This is a genomic window from Paenibacillus sp. LHD-117, assembly GCF_030929555.1.
GTDB lineage: Bacteria > Bacillota > Bacilli > Paenibacillales > Paenibacillaceae > Pristimantibacillus.
In genome coordinates, this window is the sequence record NZ_JAVFVT010000058.1 from 14740 (window position 1) to 32387 (window position 17648).

Here is a 17648-nt window from a genome sequence, read left to right on the forward strand (position 1 = left end):
AGGAGAGGTGTACAATGCTTACTGTTAAAAAATCGCCGGCGGACAAACTGGTCGACGTCGTGCTTTATACCATCTTAGCTTTCATTATGCTGGTCACGCTATATCCGTTCTGGACGCAAGTCGTCATCTCGCTGGACGGGGCAGGCGTCGACGGCGCCGCTTATGCATCGGGCTTCGTGTTATTCCCCGCGAAGCCGACCTTCGGAAGCTACGAGCTTGCTTTCAAGTTCGACGCCATCTGGTCCGGCTATGGATATACCTTGCTGCGTACGGGGCTTGGCGTTCTGTTATCCATCGTGTTCACGTCGATCACAGCGTACCCGCTCTCGAAGAGAGACTTGCCGTTTAACAAATATTTTACCGGCATGATCCTGTTCACGATGCTATTCGCCGGCGGCACGATTCCTTCCTATCTGCTGATCAAAGAGCTCCATTTGATGAATACGATCTGGTCGCTAGTCATTCCGGGCATGATCGGGGCATTCAACGTGCTGATCATGCGAAATTTCTTCCGTTCCATTCCGGAGGAGCTTGAAGAATCGGCGCGAGTCGACGGGGCCGGATATGCCCGGATTTTCATTCAAGTCGTGCTGCCGCTGTCGAAGCCGGTGCTCGCGACGGTTGCCTTATGGGTGGGCGTCGGCCATTGGAATGCCTGGTTCGATTCACTCATCTATATTACGGATCCGGACAAACAGGTGCTTCAAGTCGTCCTTCGGAAGATCATCATCCAGAACGATACGTCAGACATCACGCAGATTATCCAGAATCTCGGCAAAACCACGGAATACACGGGACGCCAGCTTCAGGCGACCATCGTGATGTTCTCGATTATTCCGATGCTTATCGTTTATCCGTTCATTCAGAAATACTTTGTCAAAGGTGTTATGATTGGGGCTATTAAGGGATAATTCCCTCCAATAGATAGCGTCATATACCAGGGGAGAAAGGGTTGGTTCATGGTGAAAGGGAGCAAAAAACGTTGGTTGACGGGAGCGCTCGCAGGCATAGTGGCAGTATCCCTATTGGCGGGCTGCGCAAGCTCAGGATCGAACGAGAACACCCAGACGAATAATCAGGGGAATTCGAATGGCGGAACAAACGCGAATTCGGAATCGCCGGATAACAAGCCGGCGGAAAAGAAGCTGTTGAAGTTTTGGACGACCTCGCCGGAAATTGCCAAAGCGGACTCTCCAGGCGTGCAGGCCATCCGCGATAAATTCGGCATTGATGTCGAATTCGTGCCTACTGGCGGAGAGGGGTTCAAGGAGAAAGTGAATCTAATGATATCGTCGGGCGACATTCCGGATTGGATGAAAGAACCATCGTTTACGGACTACGATAAATATATGCAGCAAGGCATCATCACCGAAATTCCGCAAGAACTGATCGAGCAGCACATGCCAAAGTACGTGGAATGGCTGAAACGATTCCTTGGCGACGATCCGTTCAAATACGTAAGAAGAGACGGCAAAATCTATGCGTTGCCCGTCATCTGGGATATCGGCATCGACGGCATGCAGCTCGCGTTCCGCGAAGATTGGCTGAAAAAAGTAGGGATCGCGAAAACGCCTGAAACCATCGAAGAAATGGAAGCCGTTTTGACGAAATTCCGCAACGACGATCCGGACGAGAACGGCAAGAAGGATACGTACGGCATCACTTCGGCAGGCGATAACATCGAATCGATGTTCAGTTCCGTATTCGGCGCCTTCGATGCTTATCCGAACATCTTCCGCGAGAAAGACGGCAAAGTCGTGCGGGGCGAAATCGAGCCGGGCGCGAAGCAAGCGCTTGAAGTGCTGAACCGCTGGTATAAGAACGAACTGATCGACCCCGAGTTCGTCGTCAATAAAGGCAACAACGTGGAAGATAAAGTATTGACCGATAAAGCGGGCGCCGTCGAATTCTATTGGTGGTCTTTCCTGCCGGGCAACGCATTCCTCGGCGGCGAGCAATGGTTCGACAAGCTGAAGGCGAAGCACCCGGACTTCGGCTTCGCGACTACCGGCGGCGTGAAAGGTCCGGACGGGCATTACGGCATCTCGCAGTATAATCCGGCTTACGCTTCGGGAGTCGTTTTCGGCAAACAGCTGGAGGATGACCAAGACAAAATGATCAAGTATATGCAGGTGTTCGAGGCTTCCCAATTTGATCCGGATATTTACGAGAAGCTGAACTTCGGCGTGAAGGACAGAGATTGGAAAGTTGGCGCGAACGGAACTGTCGAATATATTGCGCCATACACCGATGAGAAAGAACGTCAAAAATTGGGGCTTGGCGGATACTCGATGAGCGGCTCTTTTAATGACTATGATTTCCAAACCTCTTATACGTCGGATGCGAGTATGCGTCAGCTGGCAAAGGATACAAGAGCAAAAGGAACGCGGAATATCGACATCCTTGCGCCATTCAACAAGCCGTTGTACAACGAAACGCAAGATAAGCTGAAGCAATTCACGACGCAGAACTTCATCGACTTCATTACGGGACGCAAATCGCTGGACGATTTCGACGCTTTCGTGAAGGAATGGATGAGCATGGGCGGAGACAAAGTGTTGGAAGAAGCGCAGCAGGTATACGATCAAAACTTAAAACAATAACGGCCAATAGCAGCATAGCGATGTCCTTTCCAAGCGAGTTGGAAAGGACATCGATTTTATGGCGGTCAATTACAGATTGGGCAAAGGAGATGCGAATGATGGCAAGATTTCAGGTGGGGAGCTTGGCTTTTCAAATGAATGATCGGGGGGAACTGTGCGGATTAGCCGACTCGGCGAACGGCAGAAGCCTCGACGCAGGTGATCTTCGTTCGCCGTTGCTGCGCATCGTTGCGGGCAGCAAGATCGAGGAAGCGGACACGGCTTCTTACGATGATCAAAGCGGCGTGTTAACCTTTTTCTTCGTTAGCCGGAAGGCGCAGGTCGATGTGAGGGTTGGCTTTAAGGATAAATACATTACATTCGAGGTATCCCGGATCGAAGCCGTGAACGGTATGCAGGAAATAGACGCGATTCTGTGGGGACCGTTTGCGACGGGCGTGGAAGGGTCGATCGGCGAATCCGTCGGCGTTGTCCATGACAAGCAGTTTGCGATCGGCCTTATGTCGCTGAACATAAAAACGATCGGCGGTTGGCCCGCCGAACTAAATAAGCCGGCGTATGCAGATGAGTCGTACCCGGACGGCAAATTCGATTATGCGGACAGCACGGCTTGGCCGATGCAAGGCGGCAGCCTGCTGCAGGCTTTCGCGAGGAATCGTACCCATGGCGGGCGCAGGCCAGTCTGGAATTTGAAGGACATCGAAGTGACGCCCTTGCAGGGGCATGACGCGGAGCTGATCGGCACGGGCATCGCGTTGTTCGGCTGCAAGGCAGACAGCGTACTTCATGTGATCGAAACGATCGAGCTCGGCGAGAACCTGCCGCATCCCGTCATCGAAGGCGAATGGGGCAAGACATCCTCTGCCGCGACGCAGTCTTATCTCATTACCGATTTCTCGGAGGCGACGATCGACGAGGCGGTGCGGTATACGAAGCAAGCCGGCCTGAATTATGTCTATCATCCGGACCCGTTTGCGAAGTGGGGACATTTTATTCTGAAGCCCGGCCAGTTTCCGCAAGGCGACGAGGGGCTCAGGGCATGCGTCGAATCGGCCGGACGGGAAGGCGTGAGAGTCGGCGTACATACGCTGTCCACCTTCACGACGCTGAACGATCCTTACGTGACGCCCGTTCCGGCTGCAGGGCTGCAGACGGTCGGAACGGCCCGGTTGACCGAGCCGGCGGCCGAAGAAGCCGATGAGATCGCGATTGACGATCCGCGGCCGTTCAGAGAAAAACTCTATCGGAATTCGGCCGTGCTCGGGGGGGAACTCATCGGGTACGAATCCGTTTCGGAACAGGCGCCATGGAAGCTGCAAGGGGTCAGTAGAGGGTTAAACGGGACCGCGGTTTCGGCGCATGACGTCGGTGCGGAGATCGGGCGGCTGTGGGATCATCCCTATGATGTTCTCTTCCCGAATCTGGAGCTCCAAGATGCCTATAGCAGCCGGATCGCCGAGCTGTTGCGAACGACGGGGGTGAAGCAACTATCGTTCGACGGGCTGGAAGGTTGTTATGCAACGGGTCATGACGGCTACGGCGTCAACCGTTTCGTGAAGCAATGTTACGACGGCTGGGGAGAGGGAGTCATCAACGATGCGAGCATCGTCGTCCCTAATTATCTATGGCATATTTTCACTCGTTTCAACTGGGGTGAGCCATGGGGCGTATCGACGCGCGAAGGCCAGTTGGAATGGCGGCTTACCAATCAACGGTATTTCGAGAGGAACTTCATTCCGCCGATGCTCGGCTGGTTCCTGATCCGTTCAACTTCCGACCGTTTCGAAGCGACCACGCTGGACGAGATCGAGTGGGTGTTGTCCAAAGCGGCAGGCTTCGACGCAGGCTTCGCGCTTTCGGCCGACATGGCCGTGCTCCGCCGCAACGGCAACTCGGAGGCGCTGCTGGAGAAGGTGCGCCAATGGGAAACGGCCCGGGGCACAGGCGCGTTCACGGAGTCGCAGAAGGAACGGCTTCGCGATCCGAAGAGCGATTGGCATCTGGAACCCGCGGAAGACGGGGCTTGGCGCCTCGTGCCGGTAAGTCTCTCGAAGCCGCTTGTTTGCAGCCCCGATGAGCTGCAGCCCGGACAGCCCGGGGGTGCGGATTGGGCGTTCTATAACAAGTTCGGCGAGCAGCCGCTGCGTTTCTGCCTGCGCGTATCGCCCGGTTACGGCAACGAGGATGCCGGCGTGAAGCGGCCGACCTTCTATACGAACGGCGAATACATGACGTTCGAGACGGATGTGCGCGCGAACGAGTATCTCGTATGCGACGGGGATCGCATCGGGAAGGTTTACGATTTAAACTGGAACTTGCTGAGAACCGTTCAAGCTTCCGCGGATGCGCCGGTCGTTCGGGCGGGCGGACAGACGGTCTCGTTCAGCTGCAAGTTCGAGGGCGATCCGAAGCCGGTCGTAAGCGTTACCGTGAGCACTTGGGGCGAGCCCGAAAACGTAAAGGCGAGTGAGCGATGACGCCGGCGCAAAGTCCGTACCGGATCGTGTTCGGCACCGGACAGGGGGTACAAGAAGATCCGGATCACGCATTCCGATTATTCGCGAACGGATCGGATACCGGTGCTGTCGCGACGGTCTTCGAGGCGATGAGCGACGGCGAGTTTTCGTTCACGATGACTCCGCTCGGTCTTGCGGGGAAGGTCGGGGCGGTTATTCGTTACTCGGCGCAGGACAGCTGGATCTTCGTCGGCTGCGATACGCCGATGGACCCGTTCGGCAGAAGCACGTGGATATGGTCCATGCCTTGCGGCAAGCAAGGCGTGCTGTTCCGATCCGACCCGCTCTACGAAGGCCATAGCTACCGCATGAAGCTGCGATTCCAGAGTACCGTGCTTACCGTATATTTGAACGGCTACCAAGTATATCACGGCGAATTGCCGGATTGGAAGACCGGCCCCGGGGCGGTCGGCTTCCGCGCTTTTGCAGACGGGAATGGCGGAAGCGGCCATGCAAGGTTCGGAGATGCCGTGGCGAGTGTCCTGGACGATATCTATCGATCGGATTTTGTTGCGCCGAGCGACGATGAGCCGTTGCAGACCTTCACGTTGTCTTCGGCATATATGGACGTGGAGGTGGATGCCGCATTCCCGCGCGTGCTGCGTTATCGGTGGAAAGCAAGCGGCGCTTTGCTGTTCGGCCAAGAGGAACGTCTGGCCTGCGTCGAGCTGAACGGCAAGCGATATAAGCCAATCGTTGCTTCCGCGGCTTCGCGCGGCAATGAAGCTTCTTATCGGCTTCATTTCCCGCAGCTTCAGGCGGAAATGACGGTAGCCATCATCGTGGAGGGAGCGGCTCTCGAGCTGCGTATTTCCACGGTAAGGGAATCCGGCGAATTCCGGATCCGCACGATCGAATTTCCCTATCATGGACTCGTTTCCGTCCGCGATACCCAGGAGGGGGCGGCGTTTGCCTGCGCCGAAGGCATCAAAGGCGATACGTTCGGCAGCGTATCGGGGGAGCCGGCGACGCGGGCACCCCTCTATCGCGCGATCGCGATCGTGCATACGGCGCAGCTGGCGGCAAGCGTGATCGGCAATTCGCTGCACAACCGAAGGCGCTTGTGCGTGCAGACCTCGCAGCATGACGGCTATAAACAAACTTCAGTTTGGAACGCATATTGGACGTACCGGGGACCCGACATGGAAATCATTGGCGAACCGTGGTCCAAAGTGATCGTGACGGATGACCGGAACGGGGACGGCATCGTCGATTGGCAGGACGGAGCCATGGCCGTTCGGGAAGCGTTGCCTCCCCTTCCAGGAGCCGAGGCGCTGCGGCGAAGCTATGCTCATATCGCGATGAATTTCGCCAGTTTGGCGCAGTTTCCGTTTCTTCGCATACTGGATAACGTGAAAAAGTTTTTTTTGTATACCGACGGATTCGGCCAAATGCTCGAGCTCAAAGGGTATCAAAGCGAAGGCCATGACAGCGGGCATCCCGATTACGGCGGTAACTTCAACGAGCGGGCCGGCGGCTTAAACGATTTGAACTTGCTGGCCGAGCGGTCTCTCGGCTTGGGAGCCGTGATCGGAGTCCATATCAATCACAGCGAAGCCTACCCGGAGGCCAGGGCGTACGACAACTCGCTGGTCACGACGACGCCGGGATGGCGATGGCTGGATCAATCGTATTACATCGACCGGGAAGCGGATATCCGCTCCGGCGCCTTCGATCGGCGCCTTGACGAATTGAAGGAGCAGGCGCCTCATCTGGGCTTCGTTTACGTGGATACGTATCGCGACGAGCATTGGGCGGCCTGGCGGCTGGCCGAGAAGCTGCGCGGTAACGGCTGGACGATCTGGACGGAGGAAGCCGACGCGCTCGATTCGGATGCCGTCTGGACGCATGACTCTACGGGAGACAGCCGCATTTCCAGATTTATTCGGCATCAGGACAAAGACGCCTATATCGAGGATAAGCTGCTCAAGGGCGGGTATGAGCGTTACGGCGGCAACGGATTCATGGGCTGGCAGCGAGAGCGGGATATTGTAGCGGCCGTGCGATCTTTTTTTACGAAGCAGCTTCCGTATCGGTATCTGATGCACTTCGCCATCATGAAGTGGAAGGACTCGGAGGAGGCCGTATTGGAAGGAGGCGTTTCGTCCCGGCTCGAGCATGGCGTTGCCGTTCTCCGGAAGAACGGCCGGACGATCGCGATCGGCGATACCGTCTTCATCCCGTGGGATCCTTTCGCGGAATCGAAGATATACCACTGGAACGCGGCAGGAGGCGTGACCGCGTGGCAGCTCCCGGACGGTTGGCCGAAGAGCGGGACCGTTAAGCTGTATCGTTTGACGAACCAAGGACGCCGATTCGACCGCGACTTGGAGGTTCGCTCCGGCATTGTTGCGATTGCGGCGGAGGTTTGCGTTCCGTACGTGCTTTACCCGGAAGAGGCGCCTCCGGTTCCCGTTATGGATTGGGGAGAGGGCAGTCCGGCGAAGGATCCGGGATTTGACAGTCATGGATTTGACATATGGTCGAGATTCTCGTCCGCGGGCCAAACCGATCATATTGCGATCGCGGAGACGGATTACGGCCAATCGTATTTGCGCATATGCGGAAACGGCGGGGCAGACGGAGGGGTCTCTCAATCGCTCCGAGGTCTTGAGAGCGGCAAGGCCTATTCGGCTTCCGTATGGGTGGAAGTATCGGAGGGCCGGGAAGCGGCGATCAGAGTGTCGGGCTACGGCGGATCTGAGCTGTCCCGTTCCATCCGGCGAACGGCGGTCAAGAATTGCGACGTCGATTCGGACAAATGCGGAACGTATTATCAGCGCCTGCAAATCCGGTTCGTGGTGCCGGGGAGCGAAAGCGGAACAGAGAACCTTGAAGCGAAAGCGCCGGTTCTGACGCTTTTCGCAGCCCAAGGCGAAGCGGATTCCTACGTGCATTTCGACGACGTGCGAGTTCGGGAAACGGAAATGGCTGCCGAAACCGTTCATCTCGTCTACGAAGATTTCGAGCATGTGGACGAAGGCTGGGGCTTGTTCGTCAGCGCTAATCCGAGAGTCGGCAAGACGCATCTCTCTCAGCTTCACGAGGGATATACGGCGGATACGATCGAAGGGCAATGGTCGCTGAAAACGATGGATGAACTCGCGGGCGAGCTGATTCGGACGCTTCCGTCGGGGCTATCCCTGCAGCCGAACAGTAAATACTCGTTGTCTTTCGTTTACAAGTCTGAGAACGAGGGACAATATGCCGCGGTGCTGCGGACAACGGACGGGGGACCCCAGCATGATACGTTCTTCGAGCCGCTGCGCGCTGGGTTGCACGAGTGGAAGGCCGAAGCGACGACGGGTCCTTATACCGACTATTATTTCGCTATCGTAAGGAATGATGCCGAGCGAGGTTGGCTGGTATTCGACCGATTCGCTTTCGATGCCATTGCCGGATAGGTTTCGTGCAGCGGAGTTTTTGCTGCAGGGTATTAGCAATCGCTGCCGAACCTAATATAGAATGGCTGCTTCGCCAGGAAGAGTAAGGGAATAAAGAGAAGAGAGGCGATATGAGCATGCAAACGGAGCAAAGAATCGTTCCAACGACCAAGCAGTTGGCCTATCAGGATTGGGAATTCGGGTTGTTTTTGCATTTCGGCTTGCGCACTTACTATGAAGGGTACGCCGATTTTGACGAGCGGCCGATGACGCCCTCCGCTTTCAACCCGGCAGGCTTGGATTGCGAACAGTGGATTCGAACCGCCAAGGAAGCGGGGATGCGCTATGCGGTGTTAACGGCGAAACATCATGACGGCTTCTCCAACTGGCCGTCGAAGTACAGCGATTTTACGGTCGAAGCGTCGCCTTGGAAGGAAGGCAAAGGCGACGTCGTGCGCGAGCACGTCGACGCTTGCCGCAAGTACGGCATAAAGCCGGGTCTCTATTATTCGCCTTACGACGGGTCGGCCGATTTCTACACGCAGGATGCCAAAGCCTATGACGATTATTTCGTGAATCAAATCACGGAGCTGTTGACCGAATACGGCGAGATCGATATTCTATGGTTCGACGGCTGCGGCTCCGAGGATCATACGTACGATTGGAACCGGATAATCGGCGAGATCCGCCGTCTTCAGCCGGGCATCCTGATCTTTAATATGGGAGATCCCGATTTCCGCTGGATCGGCAACGAGGACGGGGTGGCGCCGATTCCTTGCTGGAACGAGACCGACGCAACCGATTTCTCGATTTTTACCGAGGAGAAAGAGCGGTTAGGCAGCCGGTTGTGGCTGCCGGCTGAATGCGACGTGCAGATGCGGAATAACCGAATCAGCTGGTTTTACAGCGATGAAGACGAGCATATGGTCAAGAGCGTGGACGAACTGATGGGTCTCTACTATCTATCCGTCGGCCGCGGTTCCAATCTGCTGCTGAATATCGGCCCGGACCGCGAAGGTCTGCTTCCGGGCAAAGATGCGGAACATCTCGCCCGCTTCGGCGAAGAAATTAGAAGACGCTTCGGCCATCCGATCGCGACGCTGGCGGAATGCGAGCAGAATGGGCTGGAGTGGAGATATGTGGCGAAAGAACCGCATTTGCTCGATCATCTCGTCATTCAGGAGGATTTGACAGGCGGCGAGCGTGTCATTGCATTCCGCGTCTCGGTTATTACGGCCAAGTCCCGTAAGGCGGTCACCGTGTACGAAGGCCGAAACATCGGCCACAAGGCGATCGTCCGGATACCGGCCATAAACGTTGCCGGAGTCGTCGTGGAAGTGACGGAATGGAACGGGGACCCCGTCATTCGCGAGCTTTCCTTCCACTATTCGGGAGATGCGGCAACATCGCCAATACTCGGGTATAAAGGATGAAGCCGAACATTCTGCTCCTATCCGTCGATCAAATGCGCGCCGATTGTTTGAGCGTACTTGGCCATCCGCTCGTCGAGACGCCGAATTTGGACCGTTTGGCCCGGGGCGGCACGTTGTTCCGCAACGCCTATTCGGCCGTGCCGACTTGCGTGGCCGCCAGAACGGCGCTCATGACAGGGATGAGCCAGCGCTCGCATGGCCGGGTCGGTTATCGGGATAGCGTACCGTGGAGTTTCGAGCATACCATCGCAGGCGAACTGGCGGTTGCCGGCTATCATACGCAGTGCGTCGGCAAGATGCATATCTATCCGGCTCGGCATTTATGCGGGTTTCATAATGTTGTACTGCATGACGGCTACCTGCATCATAACCGCGGCAAACACAACAATACGGCCGATGTCCATTTCGATCAGGTCGACGATTATTTGACTTGGCTTCGGCAGACCGCGGGCGCACATCTGGACATCACCGACAACGGGCTGGATTGCAACGCCTCGACAATCGCTAGGCCGTGGCATTTGGCGGAAGAACTGCATCCGACGAATTGGACCGTTACGCAGTCGATCGACTTCTTGAGGCGGCGCGATCCAAGCAAACCTTTTTTCTTGTATACGTCGTTCGTCCGGCCGCATTCTCCGCTTGATCCGCCGCAAGCGTATCTCGACATGTACGACGGCCTCGACTTTCCGGATTGTCCGATCGGGGATTGGGTGGACCTCGACGCAGCGGAGAGGCAGGATCATGATCCGACGACGGCTTTCGCTCGTATTCCCAAACGCAGGCTGAATCGCGCCCAAGCCGCTTATTATGCGTTGATTACGCATATCGACGCCCAAATCGGCCGATTATTGAACGCGCTGCAGGAATACGGCGTCTGGGACAATACGGTCGTTCTGTTCCTGTCCGATCACGGCGAGATGCTTGGCGACCATCATTACTTCCGGAAAGCGCTGCCGTATGAAGGGAGCGCGAAGGTGCCGTTTATGATCAACGATCCGGGAGGCAGGCTCGGCATCCGGGAAGGAAGCGAAGCGGCGGAAGTCATCGAACTGCGCGACGTGATGCCGACGATTTTGGACATCGCCGGAGCGCCGATTCCCGTTACGGTCGACGGCCGCAGCATGCTGCCGCTATGCAGGGGCGCAAAAACGGATTGGCGCTCTTACATCCACGGCGAACATAGCTACGGGATGCTGTCGCATCAGTTCGCAACCGATGGCGTGGAGAAATATATTTGGTTCTCGCAATCGGGCGAAGAACAATTATTTGATCTGACGCATGACCCGGAGGAAAGAACGAATCTGGCCCATTCCCCGGAATGGCGCGATAAGCTGATTGCGTGGAGGGAACGGGTGATTGCGGAATTGACGGGTCGCGAAGAGGGATATGTGTCGGAGGGCAGCCTTGTTGCCGGCCGTCAGCCGAAATCGCTGCTCACTTCTGGCATGTGAGAGAAGAAGCTCCCTGCGATCCGCTTTCACATGCGACTTGCTTCAAACAAAGGCAAACGTGATGGAGTGTTATTTTCATCAAACAGCCATTGAGGTTTCGAGAAGACGGAACGTTCGTCATCGTGCAATGCACGGATGTGGAATTCATTGATGAATACGATGTCGACCCGGCCGTCACGGGAGACGTCATTGCCAGAACCGAGGTGTAACGGGCCGAATGTGTATGGAAATCCATACACAAAACGCCCAACCGGGCGCAACTGGCCGAATGTGTATGGAAAACCATACACATGACGCCATTTCGTGGCGTAACGGGCTGAACGTGCATGGAAAATCATACACATGACGCCGATTCGTGGCGCAACGGGCCGAACGTGCATGGAAAACCATACACATCATTCACGCAACACCTATCCGTGGTTTGGGGTTAATAGAGCAAAGGATTGACAAAGAGCAGCATCCGTAGTCGGATACTGCTCTTTGTTTTACTTCTTTATACGATTTATGATTATTTCCGCTTCAGATCGTAACGATCCGCATTCATGACTTTTACCCAGGCTGCTACAAAGTCGCGCACAAACTTTTCTTTGTTGTCGTCTTGCGCATAAACTTCAGCAACGGCACGCAGAATGGAGTTTGAACCGAATACGAGGTCCACGCGTGTTGCCGTACGCAGGACTTCGCCTGTTTTGCGATCACGTCCTTCGTATACGCCTCCGTCTACTGGCTTCCAAGCTACGTTCATATCAAGCAGGTTAACGAAAAAGTCGTTCGTGAGCGTGCCTACGCGATCCGTGAATACGCCGTGACGAGTGCCGCCGTAGTTTGTACCCAGCACGCGCATGCCGCCGATAAGCGCGGTCAATTCTGGTGCGGTCAGGTTCAGCAGCTGCGCCTTATCGAGCAGGAGCTCCTCAGGGCTTACGCTATACTGCTTTTTCTGATAGTTTCGGAAGCCGTCAACGCTGGGCTCCAACACGGCGAAGCTCTCATCATCCGTTTGCTCTTGCGCGGCATCGCCGCGTCCCGGAGCGAACGGAACCGTTATGTTAAAGCCTGCATCGCTTGCAGCTTTCTCGATCGCGGCGCTGCCGCCCAATACGATCAAATCAGCCAGGCTTACTTTTTGGCCAAAATCCTCTTGAATGCCTTCCAGAATAGAAAGGACATTATCAAGTTGTTGTGGCTGATTCACTTCCCAATTTCTTTGCGGCGCAAGACGGATGCGGGCGCCGTTGGCGCCGCCGCGCATATCGGAACCTCGGAACGTGCTTGCCGAAGCCCAAGCCGTGGTGACCAGCTCGCCGACCGAAAGTCCCGTGGCCAAAATTTTGGCTTTCAGCTCGGCTGCTTCCGCGTCTGTCAAATCATATTCGGCAGCCGGTACAGGATCTTGCCAGATCAGAACTTCTTCCGGAACTTCAGGACCAAGATATCTTGCGCGAGGACCCATGTCGCGATGCGTCAGCTTGAACCAAGCGCGAGCAAACGCATCGGCGAACTCTTCCGGATTCGCGTGGAAACGACGAGAAATTTTCTCGTAGGCCGGATCCATGCGCAATGCCATATCCGCGGTGGTCATCATGGTCGGAACGCGAACGGATGCATCTTCCGCATCCGGCGCAAGATGCTCCTCGGCAGGATCGATAGCCGCCCAGATATGCGCGCCAGCCGGGCTCTTCGTAAGCTCCCATTCATAGCCGAACAGCATATCGAAGAATCCGTTATCCCATTGCGTCGGATTAGCCGTCCAGGCGCCTTCGACACCGCTGGTAATGGCGTCGCGGCCTTTGCCGGAGCCGTGCGTGCTTAGCCAGCCCAGACCTTGCGCTTCGATCGGAGCAGCTTCCGGATCCGGACCGACAAGAGCGGCATCGCCAGCGCCGTGCGCTTTGCCGAACGTGTGGCCGCCGGCCACCAGCGCGACGGTTTCTTCGTCGTTCATGCCCATGCGCGCGAAAGTTTCGCGAATGTCGCGACCGCTTGCGACCGGATCCGGATTGCCGTTAGGACCTTCCGGGTTGACATAGATCAGACCCATCTGAACGGCGGCAAGCGGATTCTCCAGCTCCCGATCGCCACTGTAACGCTTATCGCCAAGCCATTCTTTTTCGCTGCCCCAGTAGATGTCCTCTTCCGGATGCCAAACGTCCTCGCGTCCTCCGCCAAAACCAAACGTTTTGCCGCCCATGGATTCGATCGCGACGTTGCCTGTAAGAATCATCAAGTCGGCCCAAGAAATTTTGTTGCCGTATTTTTGCTTAATCGGCCATAGCAGTCGACGGGCTTTGTCAAGGTTGCCGTTGTCGGGCCAGCTGTTAAGCGGGGCAAAACGCTGCGTGCCGCTGCCCGCGCCGCCGCGACCGTCTCCCGTGCGATAAGTACCCGCGGAGTGCCAAGCCATGCGGATAAAGAACGGACCATAATGGCCATAATCGGCTGGCCACCATTCTTGGCTGTCGGTCATAAGCTCGCGAAGGTCTTGCTTAAGCGCTTGATAGTCCAATTTTTGAAATTGTTCCGCATAATCGAAATCGTCTCCCATAGGATTCGACTTTCTGTCATGTTGATGAAGAATATTTAAGTTCAACTGGTTTGGCCACCAGTCTCTATTTGATGTAGCAGTAGATTTGTGACTGGTAGCGCTGCCGTGCATAAACGGGCATTTACCTGCGTTTGCGGAAACCGTGCCGTCCATATTCTCATCTCCTAATCGTTAAAATAAAGTAGCATAGTATTCATATGCTCTATCTCCTTTTATAAAGCCAATCGCGACTGAAATCAACGTTTGAAATGAACTTTCATGCAATCTTCACGCCGTCATCATCAGGATTTAATCCGGAGCGGGTGTAACTGATGGCGGTATGCTCCATCTCCCCGATTTCGATTCCATTCGGTCCCTGCAGAGTAATCGGAACAAGCTTCGTAGCCTATAAGCTAACATCACTATGTGGGGGAAGGTTTGTCCGACTAAGCTACGTAGATTTAACATCTAAAGGAAGCAGAAGCCGTTATATTGCTCAAAAGGATGCTTTTCAAAATCTAACGGAAGTGAGCTACCTTAACTGGTTATTTTCCACTGGAAAATGGCCATTTTATCATAAATAGAGGCGCTCATCTCCGTTAGAATCTCAAACCGATTGTTTTCGTGTAAATAGCGGCTGTGGCCGCCGTTAGAAAAGCTCAATGGCTCTCGGCGCCTGCCCAAGTCTATAGGTGCGATATCGTAGATCTCCGCTGGCGACGACGAATAATTTTTTGTTAACCAATCGATGAAGAATTGATCTGGTATGTCGTTCCGATAGTCGCAAATGCGCAGAAAGCTCTCGAGGCATGAAAGGGCGCATCAGCCGGCTTGCAAAACGTATCGATTCCGCTTCCGCCCAGTCCAGTTCGGAGGGAACAGTCGCGGAGAGGAATTTCCCGACAAATGAGAGCGTCATTTGCTTACAGATACCAGGATCGTCTCTAATCGACAGGTAAGCGATAGGAAGGAATAGCCAATCGTCAAGTGCAAGCAAGGCTTGTTTCATACATAAATCCTTAAATCGACCGCTCTCTATATCTCTGGCATGGGTCCGGAAATCTTGAATCTCGATACAGCCTTTGGAACCTTGCGGCATATAGGCAAGGTCAAGGTAGCGGCAGCCGTTGTTAAAGTCCCGAACTTCGTACTCGGGATACAAATGATCTAGATTTCCAATGGCAGGGAACCAGATCGAGCGCAAAAAGGTTACAGTTCCGTGCCCTAATCCTTTATTCAGCAGTTCCCTTCTTCTAGGGTTCTTCTCCTCGGCAATTTGATTTGAAAGCCATTTTGAATAGACTTCATCGAACAAACTCATCTTCTCCCTTCGATTCGATAGATACATGCAAAAAGCCGCTTCCATACGGCATTGCTCCTAAGAGCTCTCCGTATCAAAGCGGCATGTGCTTCACACCTTTAATTTGATTACAATGTATCATACCTTGTTCGATTCGATCAAGCGGGTTCCCGCTTTACGCCACTGGGTCGGCGTGCAGCCGATATAGCGCTTGAATACGGTGGCAAAATGCTGGCTGGACGGATAGCCAAGCCTGTGCGAAATGTCCGTCACCGAATCCGTGTTTTCGGAGAGCTGACGACACGCTTCTTTCACCCGGAGCCGTTCGACGAACGTGATCGGAGGTTCTCCCGTGTAGTCCTGGAAGGTGCGATAGAAGTGGGACGCGCTGACGCCCGCGGCTGCAGCGAGTTGTTCGACGGTAGGGCGCCACTCCGGCTCGCGGCCCATTCTGGCGATAAACTCGTCGTATTGCCGCAGCAAATCGTAGGCGATCGCGCCCATCCCGATTTTCGGCTGGATCATGGCAAGCAGCGTATCGAGTAAAGCGGTTCGCACCGCTACGCTTTGAAGATCGTTGCGCGTTGTCAGCGCCTGTTTTAATTTCCTGAACGAGTCCGCCGACGGCAAGCCGACGGATTTGACGCGAGGCAGTTGTTCGAGCGCTTGCGCGACATGCCGGATTTCTTCGGTACGAAGACCAAGCCAGCCGCTTTCGTGGGGCGCCTCGAAGATCACCCACCAGAATTTGCAAGGTTCGATCGCGTTAAAACCGCCGCGATGCTTCTCGCCGGGTTTGGAATGGAACAAATCCCCAGCCTGCGTCGCGTACATGTCGCCTTCGAGCTCCCAGCTTGCCTTCCCGCGTTCGATCAGAACGAATTCATAACATCCCGGGTGTTCATGCTCGTACAGCGGCGATGCCTTCCGCAGCTCATCGCTGCCCAACATAATTAATTCCGGTACCAGCGGAATAGAAGATTCGGCGGCGGAATCGAAGGTCCAACGCGCAACACTTGCGGCTTCGCTGTGACGCTTGCCTGATGGATTTGCCTTGTTTTCATTCGCATGTTTCCCCAAGCTAATTTCCTCCCATTCATGTTTCTGTTCAAACTGAATGTTTCTAATCCTACTTCATACCCTCGCGAACGTCAAACGCAGCATATTGGATTATGCTGATGACAAACGACTAGAGGAGGTCATTAAGATGACTGTACAAGCCGAACGACAGTATAAAATTACGCAGCAGGATAAGGAAATTTTCACGCGGGACGGGTATTGGATTAGTCCGAAGCTGATCGACGACGAGCAGATCGAACGATTGCGCAAGGCGCATGAACGTATTTGGTCGGGTGATTACGACGGGGACGGTTATCCGATGAACCACTTCCGGCTTAGCGATAATCCCGATGCGCTCCGGAAGCTGGACAATGGCTGGTGGATCAACGACGAGGTCAGAAATCTCGTGACGGATCCGTTCATAGGCGAGCTGTCGGCCGACTTGCTGAGGACGGATGAAATCCGGTTATGGCATGATCAAGTCATCTATAAGCCGGGAATCGGGGACAAAGCAACCAAAGCGGGCAACGTCGGTTGGCATCAGGACTACGGCTATTGGCAAAGCTCGAATTCATCCGATATGATTACCGTCTGGATCGCGCTCCAGGATACGGATCTGACGAACGGCGGCATGATGACGATTCTGGGCTCCCACAAGTGGGGCTTGGTGCCGGACAGCGACTCTTTCTTCAACCAGAACATGGAGGAATTAAAACAAAAATACGCGGGAGGCCGCGACTGGATCGAGGAGCCGTGCATCCTGAAAGCAGGCCAGGCAAGCTTCCATCACGGGCTTACGTTCCATGGCTCGGGTCCGAACCGGACGAACGATCCACGCCTGTCGATCGTCGCGCATGTGATGAAAGGCGGCACCGGCTACCGCGCGGGCATTCAGCGCCATGACAACGTTCGATTGCTCGGACCGAGACCGACCAACGGGCAAGCTTTCGCGAATGATTATTTCCCGGTCATTTTCAAACGATAAAGAGTTTGTTGAGCCAGCATCCTATGAGAAAACCGAGCAACCGCTCGGTTTTTTTGGTCGTTTGAATCGAATAGCGCGCGGCCAACTAGCAGAACGCGATTGCTCTCGGAAGCTAACGGAAGCAGACGACGTTATTCGGCTTATTTTGTTCGATTTGAATATCTTACGGAAGTGTGGTGCCTTAATTAAGTTTTTCAGCCTGAAAAACGCTATTTTCAATAGAATAAGAGCTCTCTGTTCCATTAGAAATCCGAATAGGTTCATAATCCCCTAATTAAGAGCGCTGAGTTCCGTTGCTATGAACGTTTTAGTCAAGCCCTTGCATTTTGCACCACCAAAACACTAGGCGCGGGAGCAAATAAGCGAGCGACGGTCGGCACGCTGCTATCCGTGG

General features: G+C 54.8%; 11 protein-coding genes. 7 read left to right on the forward strand and 4 right to left on the reverse strand.

The window, feature by feature from the left end; translation table 11 throughout:
• Positions 1-14 precede the first annotated feature (14 nt).
• From RB620_RS29090 to RB620_RS29115, 6 genes are all read left to right on the forward strand, one after another.
• The gene (locus RB620_RS29090; protein ID WP_308100535.1) at positions 15-911 is read left to right on the forward strand and encodes a carbohydrate ABC transporter permease; all 897 of its coding nucleotides are present in this window, start codon (positions 15-17) and stop codon (positions 909-911) included.
• A 48-nt stretch (positions 912-959) separates the two neighbouring features.
• Complete coding sequence (locus tag RB620_RS29095; protein ID WP_308100537.1) at positions 960-2603, forward strand: extracellular solute-binding protein; 1644 nt, start codon at positions 960-962, stop codon at positions 2601-2603.
• A gap of 95 nt (positions 2604-2698) precedes the next feature.
• Positions 2699-5080 (forward strand): hypothetical protein, encoded by a 2382-nt coding sequence (locus RB620_RS29100; RefSeq protein ID WP_308100539.1) that lies wholly within the window; start codon positions 2699-2701, stop codon positions 5078-5080.
• On the forward strand, positions 5077-8523 hold the full coding sequence (locus tag RB620_RS29105) for an endo-alpha-N-acetylgalactosaminidase family protein (RefSeq protein WP_308100541.1): 3447 nt from the start codon (positions 5077-5079) through the stop codon (positions 8521-8523). Before RB620_RS29100 ends, RB620_RS29105 begins: the two co-directional genes overlap by 4 nt.
• A 110-nt stretch (positions 8524-8633) precedes the next feature.
• Complete coding sequence (locus RB620_RS29110) at positions 8634-9935, forward strand: alpha-L-fucosidase (protein WP_308100543.1); 1302 nt, start codon at positions 8634-8636, stop codon at positions 9933-9935.
• Complete coding sequence (locus RB620_RS29115) at positions 9932-11386, forward strand: arylsulfatase (protein ID WP_308100545.1); 1455 nt, start codon at positions 9932-9934, stop codon at positions 11384-11386. The genes RB620_RS29110 and RB620_RS29115 overlap by 4 nt, the downstream gene beginning before the upstream one ends.
• Positions 11387-11412: 26 nt before the next feature.
• On the opposite strand, the gene RB620_RS29120 is transcribed toward RB620_RS29115, so the two are convergent.
• The 4 genes from RB620_RS29120 to RB620_RS29135 form a co-directional block, all read right to left on the reverse strand.
• Positions 11413-11724 carry a hypothetical protein gene (locus RB620_RS29120; protein ID WP_308100547.1) on the reverse strand — a complete coding sequence of 104 codons (312 nt, stop codon included), beginning with the start codon at positions 11722-11724 and terminating at the stop codon, positions 11413-11415.
• A 170-nt stretch (positions 11725-11894) separates the two neighbouring features.
• Positions 11895-14084 carry a catalase/peroxidase HPI gene (gene katG, locus RB620_RS29125; protein WP_308100549.1) on the reverse strand — a complete coding sequence of 730 codons (2190 nt, stop codon included), beginning with the start codon at positions 14082-14084 and terminating at the stop codon, positions 11895-11897.
• 475 nt (positions 14085-14559) lie between these two features.
• On the reverse strand, positions 14560-15231 hold the full coding sequence (locus RB620_RS29130) for a transcriptional regulator (protein WP_308100559.1): 672 nt from the start codon (positions 15229-15231) through the stop codon (positions 14560-14562).
• A 117-nt stretch (positions 15232-15348) separates the two neighbouring features.
• On the reverse strand, positions 15349-16290 hold the full coding sequence (locus RB620_RS29135) for a helix-turn-helix transcriptional regulator (protein WP_308100551.1): 942 nt from the start codon (positions 16288-16290) through the stop codon (positions 15349-15351).
• Between the two features lie 127 nt (positions 16291-16417).
• On the opposite strand from RB620_RS29135, the gene RB620_RS29140 reads away from it, so the two are divergent.
• On the forward strand, positions 16418-17254 hold the full coding sequence (locus RB620_RS29140; RefSeq protein ID WP_308100553.1) for a phytanoyl-CoA dioxygenase family protein: 837 nt from the start codon (positions 16418-16420) through the stop codon (positions 17252-17254).
• Positions 17255-17648: the final 394 nt, after the last annotated feature.